The sequence below is a fragment of the Cryobacterium sp. CAN_C2 genome, from assembly GCF_015751745.1.
Classification (GTDB): Bacteria; Actinomycetota; Actinomycetes; order Actinomycetales; family Microbacteriaceae; genus Cryobacterium.
In genome coordinates this window covers 46,353-62,986 of record NZ_JADOUX010000011.1, presented here as the reverse complement: position 1 = coordinate 62,986, position 16,634 = coordinate 46,353, and the positions used below count along the sequence as shown (strand labels likewise).

Annotated in this window: 18 protein-coding genes; 6 read left to right on the top strand and 12 right to left on the bottom strand. The window is 66.4% G+C overall.

The features are described 5' to 3' along the window. Positions 1-2 precede the first annotated feature (2 nt). On the top strand, positions 3-1,751 hold the full coding sequence (locus IWX77_RS10380) for an acetyl/propionyl/methylcrotonyl-CoA carboxylase subunit alpha (RefSeq protein ID WP_196844431.1): 1,749 nt from the start codon (positions 3-5) through the stop codon (positions 1,749-1,751). A 30-nt stretch (positions 1,752-1,781) separates the two neighbouring features. Continuing rightward, positions 1,782-2,462, top strand: coding sequence for a GntR family transcriptional regulator (locus IWX77_RS10375; RefSeq protein ID WP_196844430.1), 681 nt, complete (start codon positions 1,782-1,784; stop codon positions 2,460-2,462). Positions 2,463-2,481: 19 nt separating this feature from the next. On the opposite strand, the gene IWX77_RS10370 is transcribed toward IWX77_RS10375, so the two are convergent. The 5 genes from IWX77_RS10370 to IWX77_RS10350 all read right to left on the bottom strand — a co-directional run bounded on the left by IWX77_RS10370 (position 2,482) and on the right by IWX77_RS10350 (position 6,964). Next, the gene (locus tag IWX77_RS10370; protein ID WP_327012200.1) at positions 2,482-3,279 is read right to left on the bottom strand and encodes a putative hydro-lyase; all 798 of its coding nucleotides are present in this window, start codon (positions 3,277-3,279) and stop codon (positions 2,482-2,484) included. Then, the gene (locus IWX77_RS10365; RefSeq protein ID WP_297413015.1) at positions 3,270-4,502 is read right to left on the bottom strand and encodes an NRAMP family divalent metal transporter; all 1,233 of its coding nucleotides are present in this window, start codon (positions 4,500-4,502) and stop codon (positions 3,270-3,272) included. The genes IWX77_RS10370 and IWX77_RS10365 overlap by 10 nt, the downstream gene beginning before the upstream one ends. Positions 4,503-4,563: 61 nt before the next feature. Continuing rightward, positions 4,564-4,902 carry a DUF6855 family protein gene (locus IWX77_RS10360; RefSeq protein WP_196844482.1) on the bottom strand — a complete coding sequence of 113 codons (339 nt, stop codon included), beginning with the start codon at positions 4,900-4,902 and terminating at the stop codon, positions 4,564-4,566. A 62-nt stretch (positions 4,903-4,964) separates the two neighbouring features. Further along, a complete protein-coding gene (locus tag IWX77_RS10355) occupies positions 4,965-5,396 on the bottom strand; it encodes a nuclear transport factor 2 family protein (RefSeq protein ID WP_196844429.1) in 432 nt (143 codons plus the stop codon). Then, on the bottom strand, positions 5,393-6,964 hold the full coding sequence (locus IWX77_RS10350) for a purine-cytosine permease family protein (protein ID WP_196844428.1): 1,572 nt from the start codon (positions 6,962-6,964) through the stop codon (positions 5,393-5,395). Before IWX77_RS10350 ends, IWX77_RS10355 begins: the two co-directional genes overlap by 4 nt. Positions 6,965-7,053: 89 nt before the next feature. On the opposite strand from IWX77_RS10350, the gene IWX77_RS10345 reads away from it, so the two are divergent. The 3 genes from IWX77_RS10345 to IWX77_RS10335 all read left to right on the top strand — a co-directional run bounded on the left by IWX77_RS10345 (position 7,054) and on the right by IWX77_RS10335 (position 8,766). After that, positions 7,054-7,722, top strand: a complete 669-nt coding sequence (locus IWX77_RS10345) for a cyclase family protein (RefSeq protein WP_196844427.1) — start codon at positions 7,054-7,056, stop codon at positions 7,720-7,722. Between the two features lie 7 nt (positions 7,723-7,729). Beyond that, complete coding sequence (locus IWX77_RS10340; RefSeq protein ID WP_196844426.1) at positions 7,730-8,278, top strand: helix-turn-helix domain-containing protein; 549 nt, start codon at positions 7,730-7,732, stop codon at positions 8,276-8,278. A 101-nt stretch (positions 8,279-8,379) separates the two neighbouring features. After that, a complete protein-coding gene (locus IWX77_RS10335) occupies positions 8,380-8,766 on the top strand; it encodes a thiamine pyrophosphate-binding protein (RefSeq protein ID WP_327012201.1) in 387 nt (128 codons plus the stop codon). A 124-nt stretch (positions 8,767-8,890) separates the two neighbouring features. Here the strand turns inward: IWX77_RS10335 and IWX77_RS10330 are convergent, their stop codons facing one another. The 4 genes from IWX77_RS10330 to IWX77_RS17155 form a co-directional block, all read right to left on the bottom strand. Next, the gene (locus tag IWX77_RS10330) at positions 8,891-9,715 is read right to left on the bottom strand and encodes a hypothetical protein (RefSeq protein WP_196844425.1); all 825 of its coding nucleotides are present in this window, start codon (positions 9,713-9,715) and stop codon (positions 8,891-8,893) included. A 134-nt stretch (positions 9,716-9,849) separates the two neighbouring features. Then, positions 9,850-11,073 carry an acyl-CoA dehydrogenase family protein gene (locus IWX77_RS10325; RefSeq protein ID WP_196844424.1) on the bottom strand — a complete coding sequence of 408 codons (1,224 nt, stop codon included), beginning with the start codon at positions 11,071-11,073 and terminating at the stop codon, positions 9,850-9,852. 308 nt (positions 11,074-11,381) lie between these two features. Next, positions 11,382-12,251, bottom strand: coding sequence for a metal-dependent hydrolase (locus IWX77_RS10320; RefSeq protein WP_196844423.1), 870 nt, complete (start codon positions 12,249-12,251; stop codon positions 11,382-11,384). Positions 12,252-12,481: 230 nt separating this feature from the next. Then, positions 12,482-12,604 (bottom strand): hypothetical protein, encoded by a 123-nt coding sequence (locus IWX77_RS17155; protein WP_255408738.1) that lies wholly within the window; start codon positions 12,602-12,604, stop codon positions 12,482-12,484. Between the two features lie 170 nt (positions 12,605-12,774). Here IWX77_RS17155 and IWX77_RS10315 point away from each other — a divergent pair, with 170 nt between their 5' ends. Then, positions 12,775-13,020, top strand: a complete 246-nt coding sequence (locus tag IWX77_RS10315) for a hypothetical protein (RefSeq protein WP_196844422.1) — start codon at positions 12,775-12,777, stop codon at positions 13,018-13,020. Between the two features lie 118 nt (positions 13,021-13,138). Here the strand turns inward: IWX77_RS10315 and IWX77_RS10310 are convergent, their stop codons facing one another. From IWX77_RS10310 to IWX77_RS10300, 3 genes are all read right to left on the bottom strand, one after another. Continuing rightward, on the bottom strand, positions 13,139-14,482 hold the full coding sequence (locus IWX77_RS10310) for a threonine/serine ThrE exporter family protein (RefSeq protein ID WP_196844421.1): 1,344 nt from the start codon (positions 14,480-14,482) through the stop codon (positions 13,139-13,141). Then, positions 14,475-15,647 carry an acyl-CoA dehydrogenase family protein gene (locus tag IWX77_RS10305; protein ID WP_196844475.1) on the bottom strand — a complete coding sequence of 391 codons (1,173 nt, stop codon included), beginning with the start codon at positions 15,645-15,647 and terminating at the stop codon, positions 14,475-14,477. The genes IWX77_RS10310 and IWX77_RS10305 overlap by 8 nt, the downstream gene beginning before the upstream one ends. Before the next feature lie 97 nt (positions 15,648-15,744). Beyond that, positions 15,745-16,593, bottom strand: a complete 849-nt coding sequence (locus IWX77_RS10300; protein WP_196844420.1) for a DUF4349 domain-containing protein — start codon at positions 16,591-16,593, stop codon at positions 15,745-15,747. Positions 16,594-16,634: the final 41 nt, after the last annotated feature.

Here is a 16,634-nt window from a genome sequence, read left to right as displayed (position 1 = left end):
CCGTGCAGAAAGTACTCATCGCCAACCGCGGCGAAATCGCCGTGCGCATTATTCGAGGCTGTTTTGACGCCGGGCTCGACTCGGTGGCCGTGTACGCAGACGTCGACGCCGACGCGCTGCACGTGGGCATGGCGACCGAGGCCTACGCGCTCGACGGCAACAGCCCGGCCGACACCTACCTCAGCGTGCCGAAACTGCTGGCCATCGCCCACCGGGCCGGCGCCGACGCCGTGCACCCCGGCTACGGCTTTCTCTCCGAGAACGCTGACTTTGCCCAGGCCGTGCAGGACGCCGGGCTGATCTGGATCGGCCCGAGCCCGGAGAGCATCCGGGTGCTCGGTAACAAGGTGTCGGCGCGCGAGATCGCCGTGCGCGTGGGCGCTCCGCTCGTGGCCGGCTCGAACGGTACCCTCGAGACCGCCGCCGAGGTGCGCGCCTTCGCCGAGGAACACGGGCTCCCGGTCGCTATCAAGGCGGCGTTCGGCGGTGGCGGTCGCGGCATGAAGGTGGTCTGGGAGATGGATGCCATTGAGGAATCGTTCGACTCGGCCGTGCGGGAGAGCATCGCGGCGTTCGGTCGCGGCGAATGCTACGTGGAACGCTTTCTGAACAAGCCCCGGCACGTTGAAGCGCAGATTCTCGCCGACGGGCACGGCGCGGTGATCGTCGTCGGCACCCGCGACTGCTCGCTGCAGCGCCGCAACCAGAAGCTGGTCGAGGAAGCGCCCGCACCGTTTCTCACCGCGAGCCAACGCGACCTCATCTACACCTCGGCGAAAGCCATCTGCCGGGAGGCCGGATATGTCGGCGCCGGCACCGTGGAGTACCTGCTCGCCGACGACGGCAGCATCTCCTTTCTCGAGGTGAACACCCGCCTGCAGGTGGAACACCCGATCACCGAGGAGACCTCGGGCGTTGACCTCGTGCTTGCCCAGCTCGCCATCGCTGCCGGCGGAGGGCTGCCGGTGTCCGAAGACCCGGTGCCGCACGGTCACTCCTTCGAGTTCCGTATCAACGCGGAAGACCCGGGCCGCGGGTTCCTGCCCTCGCCCGGCACCGTGACGACGTTCACCGTGCCGACCGGGCCGGGAATTCGGGTGGATGCGGGCATCCGCTCTGGCGATGCGGTACCCCCCCAATTCGATTCACTGCTCGCCAAGCTCATCGTCACCGGCGCCGACCGGCCGCAGGCCGTACGGCGCGCGCGCCGGGCGCTCGCCGAGTTTGAGATCGCGGGCCTGCCGACCGTGCTGCCGTTCCACCGCGCGGTCGTCGACCTGCCCGCGTTCACTGGGCCGGATCGGCTCGGCGTACACACGAGCTGGATCGAAACCGAGTTCGCCGAGCAGCTCGCCCACGACCCCTCGCTCGCCCCGGCGGCCCCGGCCCCGAGCCGGCGCACCATCACCATCGAACTCGACGGGCGACGGATGGCGCTGGGCGTACCCGACACCCTGCTCGCCGGCCTCGTGCACGGCGGCGGTCCTGTACCCGTCGCCCCGGTCGCCGACGTGCACGAGGCCAGCGAGCCGGATCCGGCCGCGCTCCGCTCCACCATGAGCGGCACCGTCGTGAAATGGCTCGTCGAGGACGGCGCCACGGTGGCCGAGGGTGATGCGCTGCTGGTGCTCGAGGCCATGAAAATGGAGTCAACCGTCGTCGCGCACCGCTCCGGCATCGTCGTTGGACTGCTCGTGGTTCCCGGCGACACGGTGACCCTGCACGCGGTCGTCGCCGGCATCGAGGCCTGACCCGCGCACGAGAGTCGATACTGTGAGGTTATGACCCTCGACGAGATTCTCCCCGACCTGCGTCGCCAGAGCGTCGACGTTCGCCACGCCGAAACCGGCCTGTGGGTCGCGTCGATGCTGCGCGAACGCATTTCGGCCGGGCAGCTCGCGCCCGGCGCCAAGCTGTCGGAGGAACCGCTCTGCGAGGTGCTCGGCGTCTCACGCAATACGCTGCGCGAGGCCTTCGCGACCCTGGCCCGCGAGCACGTTGTCACGCGCATCCCCAATCGCGGTGTCTTCGTGACCCGGCCGACCGTCGACGACATACGCGAAATCTACCGGGTGCGGCGTTTTCTCGAACCGGCAGCGCTCACCTGGTCGACCGAGCCGAAAACGGATGCCCTCCACGCCGCCATCGCGCGCGCCCGCGTCGCTCGCAGCGCCGGTTCGGTGCCGGGCATGGCCAGCGCCAACCAGGACTTTCACGCGGCAATCGTGGCCCTGACCGACAGTGACCGCCTCAAGCTGCAGATGACGCAGGTGCTCGCCGAGATGCGGCTGGTCTTCCACTCGATGGTGGCCACTCCGCTCTTCCACGCGCCCTACATCGACGACAACGCGGTCATTCTCGAGAAGTTCGAGGCGGGCGAACGCTTTGCGGCGGCCGCTCTCATGGTCGACTACCTGCGACGCGCCGAGGAGCAGCTGCTCGAGGCGCACGCGCGCACGTAGCGGCCAGGGCGCGCCCGGCTCACGGCACCAGATAGTCGGAGTCGCGGGCATCCGTGATGAGCATGTGGCCGGGAGCATGACCGATCGCGAGCGGCGGGCGTGACTCCATCACGGCCGCCTGCGGCGTCACTCCGCAGGCCCAGAACACCGGAACGAAGCCGTCAGCCAGGGTGACCGGGTCACCGAAGTCGGGGCTGGCGAGGTCATGGATGCCCAGGTCGGCCGGATCCCCGATGTGCACCGGCGCGCCGTGCACGGCGGGGTAGCGCGCAGTGATGCGCGCGGCATCCGCCACTCGGTCAGCGGCGATCGGGCGCATCGACACGACCAGGGGCCCCGCCATGCTGCCAGCGGATGCACAGCGCCGGTTCGTGCGGTACATCGGTACGTTCCGGCCCTGCTCAATGTGGGCGATCGGAATGCCCGCATCGTGCAGCGCCGCCTCGAAGGTGAAGCTGCAACCGACGATGAAGGTCACCAGGTCGTCGCGCCACCAGGCCGACAGGTCGGTGGGCTCATCGACGAGCACACCGTTCTGGTAGACCGTGTACCGGCCGAGATCGGTGCGAATATCGCCGCCGACCAGCAGCGGGCCGGTCGTCTCCCCGGCCTCGAGCACCCCGAGGATCGGGCACGGCTTGGGATTACGTTCGGCGAACAACAGCACGTCGAAGGCCTGCTCGCGCGGCACGATGATGAGATTCGCCTGGGTGAACCCGCTCGACCAGCCTGCGGTCGGCACCGCGAGCCCGTCGCGAAACAACGCGCGGGCCTGCGCGGGAGTGAGGTCGGCCCGGTCGATGGCCGCTACGCCCACAGCTGCACGAGGCCGCCGAGCGAGCGATAGCCGAGATACAGGGTGAGCAGCCAGGCGACGACACCGATCACGAGCAGCCACTTGGGATACACGTAGCCGCCGAGCAGGTCGCGGCGACGCCAGGCCACCCAGAGAATGACCGCGAAACCCACCGGCAGGATCAGCCCGTTCACGGCGCCGGCCATGATGAGCAGGGTGGCCGGGGCCTGGCCGAGCAGGGTGAAGACCGTCGCCGACACCGCGATGAACACGCAGGTGGCGATGCTGCGCACCCGCGGCGAGGTCTTGGCGGTCGTGACGAACGAGATCGAGGTGTACGCGGCGCCGATCACCGAGGTGATCGAGGCGGCCCAGAGGATTACGCCGAACAGCGTGAGTCCGATGTCTCCGGCCGCGGACTGGAAAGCCTCAGCGGCGAGGTTATCGCTTGTGAGCGCGACACCGCCCGCGACGACGCCGAGAATCGCGAGGAACAACAGCACCCGGATGACGCCCGTGATGATGATGCCAAGAATAGAGCTTCGGGTGATCTCGCCGACGTTTTCATGCCCGGAGACGCCGGCGTCGATCATGCGGTGCGCCCCGGCATAGGTGATGTACCCGCCGATCGTGCCGCCGATGAGGGTCGTAATGATGAGAAAGTCGACGTTGTCGGGAATGACGGCGTTCTTGAGCGCTTCGCCGAGCGGCGGCTGCGACACGATCGCCACGTAGCCGATGAGCAGAATCATGACGGCGCCGAGCAGGACCACGATCTTGTCGAGGGCCAGGCCGGCGCGCTTGCTCAGGAAGATGGCGATGGCGACGGCGGCAGAGATGAGCCCGCCGATCTTCGGGTCGATGCCGAACAGAACGTTGATGCCCAGGCCGGTCCCGGCGATGTTGCCGACGTTGAAGACCAGCCCGCCGATGCAGATGAGCGCGGCCAGAAACCAGCCGGCTCCCGGCAGTACGGTATTGGCGAGTTCCTGGGCGCGCTTGCCGCTCACCCCGATCACCCGCCACACGTTCAGCTGCACGGCGATGTCGACGAGGATCGACACCACAATGGCGAACGCGAAGGCGGCGCCGAGCTGCACCGTGAACGTTGTGGTCTGCACGATGAACCCGGGGCCGACCGCACTCGTCGCCATGAGAAACATGGCACCGAGCAGTGCGCCGCGGTGTTTGCTCTGGAGTTTTTTCGATCGTTTCGCGGTTGCGGGTAGGACGGTCGGAGCCATGGGCGCTGCTCACTTCTCTGGGATGAAAGTCAGCGCCGGCGGTCACTGAATGTGAGAAAGCCTATGATTGTTCAACAATCCCCGCAACAGTTTGTGGCAAATTGGCCCAACTCGTATCGTGCTGCCAAACGCGGCCGCGGAACCCGTTCTTGAGGCCATACCAGCCTCCGACCGGGTTATTCTCCGAGCGATCCCACGCCTCGATGGTGTCGGGCCCACGGGTTCTGTCTGTGCGCCCATGAGATCGGCGTTCGGGCGTTCGGGAAATGGCCGGGCCGATGCAGGCAGCGCCGACGTCGAGGGCGACACTGTGGCTGACGCCCCCGATGGATTTTTTCGTTGCAGCGTAGTGGGCGTCGCCCTGGCTGGCGCCCGCGCCGAGATCCGGGGAGATCGTCACAATCGTTTCGCGGGAACCAGGTGGGGGTGTCATTTCTCGGTCATTTCTGGGTCATTTCTCGGTCATTTTTCGGCCGCACTCGTGTCGAGCACAGACAGGTGCTCGTGCACGCACAGCCAGGTGCCGTGGCGATACTCCAGGACAATCGACTCGCGTTCGTCAAGGGTCTGGGTCGTGCCTTGCAGTTCGAGGGTCGTTTCAACGTCGTGGCTGAAGATGGCCACCCGGCCGAACACCTGCAGGCGGCGATTCGTTGACGTGCAGCCGTGCACGCGAAAGCCAGCGGTCTGCTCCCATTCGGTCCAGAGGTCTTCGTAGTCGGCGCGGCTCTCGAGGCGGTGCGGCGTGCTGTGAAACAGGAAGGTGGCATCCGTGGCGAAACCGTCGAAGTAGGCCCGGGTCTGGTGTCGGCTGAAGTTGTCAATGATCGCATCGACGGCGGCGAGGGCCGCGGCTTCGGCCTGAGCGTTGGCCGCCGGAGTGACGACGTTCACGGCCTGCGGCTTCGAAGCTCGGCAACCTTGGCCGCGGTCGAATCGTGGTCCGTTTCAATGGCCTGCGGGATTCCTGGAATCGAGGGGATGAGCCGCGAACCGTCGGGACCGAAGACATACCGCGGCTCCGGAAAGATCCACAGGGCACCGAGGTAAAGAACGGCCCCGGCGACGACGGCGACGATCAGACTGAGGTCCATGCCGCCGCCGAGGCCGCTGAGCGGGCCAACGATCACCGGCGGATAGTTGGCGAACAGCAGCCCAATCGTTGCTGCGCCGATCCAGGCAACCATTCCTCGCCAGTTCACGCCGCTGCTGAACCAGTAGATGCCGCCGACCTCTCCCTTGTTGAAGACCTGCAGGTTGCGGGCATCGAAGTGGCCGCGGCGCACGAAGTAGCCAATCGCCATGATGACGATCCACGGGGTCGTAGTCACGATGATCGCGCCGGCGAACGCGAACACGGCACCGAGCAGGTCGAAGAACAGCCGCCCGGTCAGGATGAACCCGAACGCGACGACGCCAATGCCGATCGTGGCCTGCACCCGGGTGAACCGGGGAAACACCGACGAGAAATCGAGCCCGGTCCCGTAGAGCGAGGTGGTTCCGGTCGAGAGCCCCCCGATGAACGCGACGAGCATGAGCAGCACGGCGTACCAGATCGGTGACGCCTGAATCAGGGCGAACACGTAGTCAACCTGCCCGGCCACGATCGTCGCGGTGGCGACGCCGAACAAGAATGGGATGAGCGTGAGCAGCTGGCCGAGAAATGTGGCCAGCAATAGCTTGCGTGGCGGAGTGCTCCTCGGAATGTAGCGTGCCCAGTCGCCGAGAAATGCACCGAACGAGATCGGATTGCTCATCACGATGAGGGCTGCGGCGACAAACGTGGGCCAGAACCCGCCGAGGGCGTAGGCATCCACTCCGGGGTCATAACCGGCGTCGAAGGTGCCCGAGAATGCGACGACGGCGAGCAGGATCAGGGTCGTGTTGGCGATGACGGCGGTCTTATTGACCAGCAGCATGAACTGGAACCCGTAGACCACGACGACAATGACGATGACACCGATCACCCCGTAGACGAGGGTGCGCAGCCCGATCGAGTCGGGCACGCCGGCGAGCCGGGTGAGCGCCCCGACGAGGGCGTCACCGCTGACCCAGACCGAGATCGAGTAGAAGGCGATCGCCGTCAGCAGTGAGAGAAAAGAGCCCACAACCCGGCCCCGCACGCCGAAGAGAGCACCGGAGGAAACCGCATTGTTGGTGCCGGTTTTTGGCCCAAACAGCCCCATCGGCATGAGAAAAAGGGTGCCGACGAGAACCCCACAGACCGTGGCGATGACTGCCTGCCAGAACGAGAGTCCGAGCACGATCGGAAACGTGCCGAGCAGCACGGTCGCGAACGTGTTTGCCCCGCCGAACTGGATGCGCAGCAGGTCGACCCAGGTCGAGGTGCGGTCTGCGTCGGGGATGGTGTCGATGCCGTGCTGTTCGACCTCGGTCACCCTGGGCCGGGCGTTCAGCACGACCGTCTCGGTGCCGGGGACAACGTCGTTGTAGTCGCTCATGGTGCTACTTTCGGGTTTGAGGGCGAGTTCTGAACAGGCTGGAAGTGACCCTAGCGCCGAACTTGACCAATGTGCAATAGTTTTTGACTATGAGGATAAGCAAGGTTGTTGATCTGTCACTGGTCATCAATGCCCACACCCAGACCTACCCGGGCGACCCCGAGGCGCGTTTTCTCGTGCACAGCACGATTGAACGCGACGGATTCAACCTGTTGAGCGTGAGCATGGGCTCCCAAACCGGCACTCACGTCGACGCTCCATATCACTTCGACGAGTCGGCCCCGAAGATCGACGAGCTGCCGCTCGACCGGTTCGTCGGCCGCGGTGTCATCGTCGACGCTCGCGGCCTTGGCGCGCGGGGCGTTATCACCTGGGAGCACGTTGAACCGGTTGCCGACCAGCTCGAACCGGGTGTGATCGTGCTGCTGCACACCGGCTGGAGCGAGCATTACGGCACCGCGCAGTACTTCGAAAACCCCTATCTCGATGCGACGGCCTGCCGTCGCATGATCGCGCTCGGAGTGCGTACCTTCGGCATCGACGCCATCAATATCGACGAGACCCCCGACGAGACGCACCCGGGGGTGGGGTTTCCGGTGCACCACCTCATCGCCGACGTCGCCGGGGTGATCAGTGAGAATCTCACCAACCTCGCGGCGATCGACTTCGCGCGGCCGCTCGTCTCACTTCTGCCGATAGCCTTTGAAGCAGCCGATGGTGCACCCGTTCGTGCGGTCGCGCTCGAGTTCGAAGCGTAGGGACACCATGGCTCGTCAGGTTCCGATCGGTCTCCGGCTCCGCGCCGCGCGGCTGAACAAGGGGCTCACCCTCGAGGCGGTTGCAACGATCGCGGGCATCACGCAGGGCTTCGTCAGCAAGCTGGAGCGCGACCAGGTGTCGCCCTCGGTTGCCACCCTGGTGTCTATTTGCGACGCCGTCGGCCTGCGGGTCGGCGACCTGTTCGAACCGCCGACCACGCAGATTGTGCGCGCCGGCCAGGGTTCGCCGATCAACTTCGGTGGTCGGGGCGCGGCCGAGTACCTCATGACGCCCGGCACGCAGAGTCAGGTCGAGGTCATCCAGTCGGTCATTGAACCCGGCGGCACGGCTGGTGTCGACATGTATGTGCTCGACTGCGACGTTGAGTTCGTGTTCGTCATGCGCGGCTCGCTCAGTCTCACCATCGGTGAGGACGCCTTCGTGCTGGGCCCGGGTGACGCCATGACCTTTCGCGGTCGCGACCCGCACACCTGGCGCAATTCCTCAGACCTCGAGGAGTGCGAAGTGCTCTGGGTGCTGACGCCCGCGCCGTAGCCCAGGGCTCGCTCGACCCTTGGCACGATCGACCCCTGACTCGATCGGTCCACACGATCGGTCAGGTCCTGACAGCTGTCCAAAAGCCCACGGATGCCGATGTGCAGGCTCGCTGTCAGGACCTGACCGATGATGCCCGGCTCGGGTTCGCGATCATCGCGGGGCCTGGGGTCGAGACCGAGGGAGTGACCGGGGTGGTGCAGCGGATGCTCGCCCGCCTCAAAGACAAGCCGGTGTCCGTGTCGATCGAACAGCAGGGCGTCGACCTCGTGTTCGGCATTTTGGGCACGCACAATCTTCGGATCTACCGAGCGCTGGCCGGCTCAGCCATTCGACACCTGACACCGCGGCACGAGCAGGGCGCCGGTTACACAGCCGATCGCTACGCCCGCGCCGGGGCGATGGCGGCCAAGACCAGGCGTCAGGCGTCAGGCGTCAGGCGCAGCATCCGCCGGCGCAGCGGCTGCAGCAGACGGCCGAGTTGTTGAGGTCGGCGCAGCGGCTGAGCATTGTGGGCGGGGACGGGCGCGCGTTTCGGCGGCGGTTTCGGCCTCGTCGGCGTGCCGACCGCGCTCATTCGGGCGCTGATCGAACGCACCGGACTCGATGGCGTTACCAGCGTGCGCTTCGCGCGACCAGGGCGGCGCGCACCCGCCGCAAGAGTTCGAGGCCATTATTTTTCAGGTCGTCATCGGTGATGCGGATCATGCGCCAGCCCTGCTCCTCGACCCGCTCGCGCCGGGTGATGTCCGCGCGAAATCGCCTCGGATCGCTGCGGTGCCCGTCGCCCTCATATTCGATACAGAGCTTGAAACGCGGCCACGACAGGTCGACCCGGGCCACGAAGTAGCCCTCAGCATCGCGGATCTCAAAGTTCACGACCGGTTCCGGAATGCCGGCATCCACGAGAAACAGGCGCGTTTTGGTCTCCTGCGGCGAGTCGACCGCGGATCGAGCGAGTGCGGCCGCCTCACGTAGGGCGCGGCAGGCGCGTCGCCCGGTCAGGCCGGCGACGACCAAGCGAAGTTCGGCGGGGGTGTGCCACGGATTACGGCCGCTGCACAGAAAATCCGCGGCAGCGACGAGTTCAACCCGGGTCAGCAGCGTGCCGAGATCACACCACGTCTGCAGCAGGCTCGTCACGGGGAGGCCATTCACCCGCTGGATCGATGCGCCCGCACACTCATGCCCCACGATGCCCGTCATCTGCGGAGCCCGGGTGCCCGCCGGCACAGTGACGTGCAGGCGTCGATCTGCTTCGAGACGACCGGGTAACCACACTCCGTGAATCAGAGCTGCAGTGGCATGGCTAAAAGCGTGCGTGGCGGGCATCCGTTTGGCATAGGCGCGGGCCAACTCGAAAGCGGATGCCGGCCGCGCCCGGTCACCACGCATCCGCCGGAACGACAGGGCCGCACGTTCGAATGAGGTGGACATGCAGCGATCATGCCGGGAATCGCGATCGGGCGTAAATGTTATCCACAAGGGCACCTGAACCTGCGCCGAGCCGTGAGTTTCGGGCCGTTTTTCGCCAAGAATGAGCCTCTAACTCACGGCTCGGCGGCGGCGAATCACTGGAACGCGGAGATGCCGGTGATGGCCCGCCCGACCACGAGCGTGTTGACCTCGTAGCTGCCCTCGTAGGTGTAGAGAGCTTCGGCGTCGGCGAAGACGCGGGCCATGCCGAAGTCGGTGGAGATTCCGTTGCCGCCGAGTACCGAGCGGCCGAGCGCCACGGATTCCCGCATGCGCGCGCTGGCAGACGCCTTGGCCATCGCGGCGTGTTCCGGCCGCAGCGTGCCGGCCTGCTGCAGTTGGGCAATGCGCACCATCAGCCCGAGCGAGGTTGTCGCATTCTCCAGAATGCGCACCAGCTTCTCTTGCACCAGTTGGAACGACGCGATCGGCTTGCCGAACTGTTGGCGTTCGAGCGCGTAGCGCAGCGCATAATCGTAGGCGGCGAACTGCAGTCCCACGGTCTGCCAGCCCACCCAGACCCGGGAATTGGTCAGCAGCCGGTTGGTGTCGCGAAAGCTCGTGGCGCCGGGCAGCCGGTCGCGCTCGGCGACCACGACATTGTCGAGGGTGATCGTGGCGTTCTGCACGATGCGCAGGGCGATCTTGTTCTCGATCGCCTCGGCCGTGAACCCGTGCAACGTCGCGTCGACGATGAAGCCCTTGATCTGGTCGTCGGCGGTGTCGCGCGCCCAGACGAGCACGTTGGCGGCGAAGGTTCCGCTGCCGATCCACCGTTTGACGCCGTTCAAGGTCCAGACGTCTCCGGTGCGTGTTGCCGTCGTCTGCATGTTGCGCGAGACGTCCGAGCCGTGCTCCGGCTCGGTGAGGGCGAACGCGCCGATTTTGCGCAGCGCGAGGGCGTCGGCCAGGTAGCGTTCACGTTGATCGTCGGTGCCGAGCTGAGCAACGGCCGCCGCGAACAGGCCGCTGTGCACGCCGACGAAGGTGGAGACGGAGGCATCCACTCGAGAGAGCTCGACCGTCATGAACCCGTGCAGCAAGAAGTTATCGCCGCGCGCGCAGAGATCAACGAGGTTGAGGGCGGAAAGGGCGGGGATGATCTCGAACGGGAACGTGGCGTTGTTCCAATGCTCGGCGACGACCGGACGCACGTCGCGCTCGAACACCTCGCGGGCGTTGGCGAGTAACTGCTGCTCCTCGGGGGTGAGGAGATCCTGGTAGGAGAGAAAATCGGTGGTGGGCCCGGTGAAAAATTCGGGGCTGGGCGCATCCGTATCGGTGCTGCCGATCTGCGGGCTGTCAACGACAATGCTCATGGCGGGTCCTCTCTGACCTGGTACACCTGAAGTGTGCGCCAATGAGAGGAATTGCGCAATCTCCCGCGCGAAGACCGTGCACAGTGCGTATCCTGTGGCCCGGCGGGCCCCTCAGATTGCCCCCAATGCGCAAAATGGTTCCAGCCCATGAGTTGAGTCCACGAGGCGCGCGGTCGGCCGGCCCCGACGTCGACCCGTGAGTTTCGGGCCAATTTGAACGATTAAACGCCCCAGAAGTCACGGTTCGGCGACGGGCGGGTGCGTTTAGGTGAGGTGGGGAGGGCCGGTGGCGGCGACGAAGACCGGGCTCAGCGCGTGGCGGACGTGTTCATCGTGAGAACCGGGGTGCCGTCCAGGTCGTGCAGGGCGAGCGCCACGGTCAGGGCGCCGAGCGTGCCGAGCGACTCTACGTGGGTGCCTCCGCACGGGATGCGCACGCTCGTGCCGGGCAACTCGCAGACCCAATACCGGCGATCGGTGAGCAGGTCGCCGTCACGGTCGATGCGCACCGCGGCATCCGTTGTGGTCCACTCGGCGAGGGTTGCGTTGACGGTCGCGGCGATCGACGCGAGCGCCTCGGCGACGCCCTCGACCGAGAAGCCCTTTTTGCGCAGCGACTTGCCGAGCCGGTAGGTGTCGACGGAGGCATTCGGGCCGATCAGTGACTCGTCGATGGCCAGACCGTCGAAGTCGGGGTGGCCGAGGGCATCGGGGCGCACTTCCTTCTTCCAGCGGTCGGCGAGGGCGTCGTTGAGGGCGAGGGAGGCGAGGTGGCAGCTCGTGTGCCCGGCGCTCGTGGCATCGCGCAGGCCTTCGTCGACCTCGACGGTGACCGTGTCGCCGGGGTTCAGTCCGGCCGCATCGACCACGTGCACCACGACGAAGGCCCAACCGGGCGTTCCCTTTGCCACGGGGATGTCGTCGCCGATATACAGCATCGATCCATCGGTGGCGCCCACGATGCAATCCTCGACCGGCCAGAACGCGGCGCCGTGGTGCAGCAGGGCCAGATCGGGGCCCTGGTCGGGCCAGCCCGCGTCGACTGGATGCACACAGGTCGCGTCGAGCAACACGGCCGAGCGTCCATCGCTCAGCGGCTCGGTGTGCAGCACGGTCGCCTGCGCGTCGACAGCGCCGCTCGGGTAGAGCACACGGGTGTCTTCGGTGGGCAGGGTCATGGCTGGTCCTTTCGAGCGGATGCTGTCGGTCGAGCGGTTGCGTCGGTCACGTAGTTCGGTCAAGCGGATGCTGTGGTGCGAGAAAACGCGGCGAGGTGCTGTGGTGCGCGAAAAACGCGGCGAGAAAAAAGGTGCCGCCACGATCGTGGCGGCACCTCGCGCGCGTGTTGGTCAGTGCTACCTATTCAGCGCGTGGTATCAGAAAACCTGGTACCGAGAAGATGCAGAACCTAGCTCTTGCGGGCCCGAGAAGCGGTCTCTTCAGACTTCGCCTTCTTGTCGGCCCTCTTTTCCTTGAGGGACTTGTCGGCAACCTTCTTGGTTGCATCCTTTTTCGGTGATTTGTCAGCCATTGTGTACTCCTTCGCGCCGAGCCGTGGGGCTCCGTCACCATGAGAATACGCGGGTTTAGCGCAAACGGCATCTCCACGGTCAACCCGGCCCGAGTCGCCCTGTGCGCGACTGCCGGTGTGTCGTATGCTGGCGCTGTACTCAACCCTCACCTCGTCGAAAGGTCATCGTCATGAGTCATAGCGCCACCTACAGGGCAGTTCTCTTTGGACCGAACCCGATTGCCGCCGGAACCGAGGTGGAGCTGGAATATATCGATGATGCCTATCAGGACGTCATCGTGCTCGAGTCGGTCGAAGACACTGAAACGATCACTCGCACCTATAAGCGCGGTCGCGAGACCGACGAGCCCATCCCGTACCGGTTCGTCGAGGAAGACGTCGTCGAAGTTGATGGCGAGGCCGACGTTCCCAACTGACGACTCGCGCCGGCCTCGGTACGTCACGGCGGCATCCGGTTGCAGCTGATGTCGATCGATTCGTGCCGAGGCCAGCGGTTCTGCCAGGCGTACCAGGCGGCCAGGCGTGCCAGCCGTTCTAGATGCGCTTGGTGGCGTCGCGGCCGAGCCGCACCGGCAGGGCCATGAGCGGTCCGACGAAACGGCGCTGCAAGCGCCGAGCCGGACCCCAGACGATCTGCACGACGTACTGCGACAGCAGGGCGCCGGCCGCGAGGGCCATCGCGATGCCCGCCGCGGTGAGCAGTGCGAGCAGGCCGTTGATGTCGCCCTCCGAGAGCTTGAGCAGCCCGCGAAACAGAGTAAGACCGGGCACGAGCGGCACCAGGGCCGTCACCATGATCACAAGCGGGGGGGTGCGCACCACGCGCGCTGCGACCGCAGCCAGCAGGCCGACGCCGAGGGCGCTCGCGGCCGAGGCCCAGACCAGGCCGAACCCGCCGGCCATCGCGGCGACGAACAGAAATTCGGCGAGAGCGCCGAGCACGCAGACCACCCAGATCGCGCGCCACGGAACCTGAACGGCGAGCGCGAAACCGACCACAATCACAACGGATGCCACGAGCAGCACCGGCAGCACGGCCAGCGTCACGATCGGGTTCGAATCAATCTCGAGCAGCAGGCCGAACCGGGCCAGGAACAGCGCGGATCCGGACACGCCGGTGACCAGGCCCGCCGTGATCAGCAGCGCTTCAACCAGCCGGGCCGTGCCGGTGAGGTAGAACCCCGACAGGGTGTCATGCACGGCGCCGAAGGTCGTGACCCCGGCGAGGAGCATGATGATGGTCGCGACGACCACGAGCGAGGGATTGGCGGTGGGGTCGATCACCCCGACGATCGCGGCGACGATCGGGCCGACGGCGCCGCCGAGAACGGTCTGGTAGAACAGCGGAACCTGGCGGTGGTCGAGCACCGAGGTGATCCAGTCGATGCTCCAGGTGGCGATGAACGCGGCGATGATCACCGTCGGTCCGCCGCCAATCAGCACGGCGGCTCCCGCACCGACGAGGCTCCAGCCGATGCGGCGCCAGTGCTTGGGCACCTGCGGTTTCGAGCTGACGATGGTGGCCAGAATCTTGCGCGCGTCGGCCACGTCGATCGGCTTCTCGATGATGTCCGCGATCAGCTCCGACGTGGCGGTGAGCTTGGAATAGTCGAGGGTGCGGTACTTCACGTTGCGGCTACGGGTGATCGACTCGTGTGTCGACGGGTCTTCCTGGGTGAGCGTGATGATGGTGTGGGTGATGTTCGCGTCGGTGCCCTTGAGCCCGTAGGCGCGGGTGAGCGCGACCATCGCTGCGGTCGCGTCTTCGGCGCCGGCGCCGGCCGTGAAGATGACCTCGGCGAGGCGCATGGTCAAATCGAGCACGGCGCGGGTGTAGCCGGCGTGGTCGAGGGAGATGGCGGTGGTCTTGCTAAACATCGAGTGGCCCCAAAACGGATGTTGCGGCGGTCGCGTGCGCGGAGTCCGCGTCGGAGGGGTTGAAGAAACCCGCGAGCACGTCGCGGTAGAGCCGCGCGAGTTCAGAGTTCGCATTGTAGGCGGAACCGCCGACGACCTGCACGGCCGTGTCGACGACGAACTTGGCGTTCTGCGTGGCCCGATACTTGAGCCCCGACAACTGGGCGAACCAGGCCGGCCCGACCTGCCAGCTCTGCTCGTCGACCGCGCGAGCGAGCGCGTCGATCTGCGGGTAGATACCGTCCATCGTTATGACGAGATCGCCTACCCGCCAGCGCACGACCGGATCGTGCGCGTGCGTGCGCCCGTCGTTCTTCCGCGACGTGCGCCGGTGTGCGCCCTCGACGGCGAGTTCGAGCGCACGCTGGCCGAGGCCGGTGTAGACGGCGGAGAGCAAAATCTCAAAGTTGGCGAAGATGCCGGCCACGAGGGGGTCGGCGTTCGGGCCGACGGGCAGGCGCCTAACGACGCGGTCGGGGCGGGCCCGTGCTCCCTCCAGCACGGTGCTCTGGCTCTGGCTGGCGCGCATCCCGAGGGTGTTCCAGTCCTCGAGTACGCGGATTCCGGCATCCGCTCGGTCGAGAAACGCCCAGACGATCGCGGGCTCTGCCGGGTTCGCCTGGTCCAGGCCGAGCACTCCGAGCCGGGTCCAGGCGGGGGAGAGCGAGGTGAAGACCTTGGTACCGGTGAACCGGTAGCCGCCGTCGGGCTGGGGGAGGGCATCCGTTCTCGAGCCGAACAAGACGAGGTCGTTGCCGGGTTCGCTCACGCCGAAGCCGAAGATTTCGCCGCGGCCGGCCTCTTCGAGCAGAAAATCGAGCGTGTGATCACCCTGCGCGTGCAGGCTCGTGGCGACGCCGGTCCAGATCAGGTGCATGCAGACGGCGAGGGCGGTGGCCGGGGCGTGCGCGGCGAGCCGCGTCTGCTCGCGCGCCGTCTGCTGCAGGGTGCGGCCGAGTCCGCCGAAGTGTGTGGGCACCAGGGCGCGCAGGTAGCCGGCGGCGACGAGCTCGTCGAGGTCGTCGGTGAAGAACGAGTTGGCCTGGTCATACCCGGCGGCCCGCGAGCGGATGCCCGCCAGCAGCTCGTCAGACAGCAGCTGCTGGGTCTGTTCGGGGGCTCCCACCGCCTCGTTTTTATCGGTTGCGGGTGCAAAAACGGGCGCTGCCGGAGACGTATCGGGCAGGGCTGCAGCAGGGAGAAACTCGGTCACACCGACAAGCCTATGCAGCCTTGCGACGCCGCGCGAACAACCGCACGGTCAGGAGCACAATTGCTCCGAAAATAGCCAGTGCGACCAGCCAGGGCAGGGCCACGCCGAGTCCGACCAGCAGGCCGCCGAGCGCGGTCACGAGCGCGGTCCAGCCGGTCACAATGCCGCTCCAGAAGCTGTCGGGGCCGCCCGCGGCGACGGTGCCCTCCGCGACGAGTTCGAGTTGTACGGTCGAGTAGTCGATCTGGTCAGCGAGGTAGTCCCGCTGGGACTGCATACTTTCGAGCTCGCTCTGCCGGCTCGACAGGGCGCTTTCGATACTGATCAGGTCGGCCGTGGTCGTGGCCGAGGCCATCAGGGCGAGCAGCCGGTCGACCGAGGTGGTCAGGGCGGTGATGCGGGCGTCGAGGTCCTGGCTTTGCTGGGTCACGTCCTGCGCGGTCAGCGAGACGACGTTGACTCGGCCGAGCTTCTTGATCTGGGCCAGGGTGCGGTCGAGTTCATCGGAGGGAATGCGCAGGGTGAGGCTCGCGCTCGCCGGTTTGATGTCGGTGGCCGGGTTTTCGCTGCGACTGTCAACCCGGCCACCGGCCTGTTCGGTGATCGTGACGGCGGTTTCGCTCGCCGCGACCGGGTCGGTCGCCGTGATCGAGAGGGATCCGGTGGTGATGACATCACGGTTTGCCGTGTTCACGTCGCCGGTGGTGCCGACGACGGCCTTGCCACCCTCGGCCGGAACGACACCGCCCGACACGCTCCCCGACGAGTCGGTGCTCCCCGAACCATTGCTGTTCGCCGTGCACCCCGCCATCAGCACCGACGTCAGAAGAACCGCGATCACAGCCCACGTTCGTCTCATGCCTCACTGTATGGGCCCGCCGGTGTCGCTGACTGGAGGCA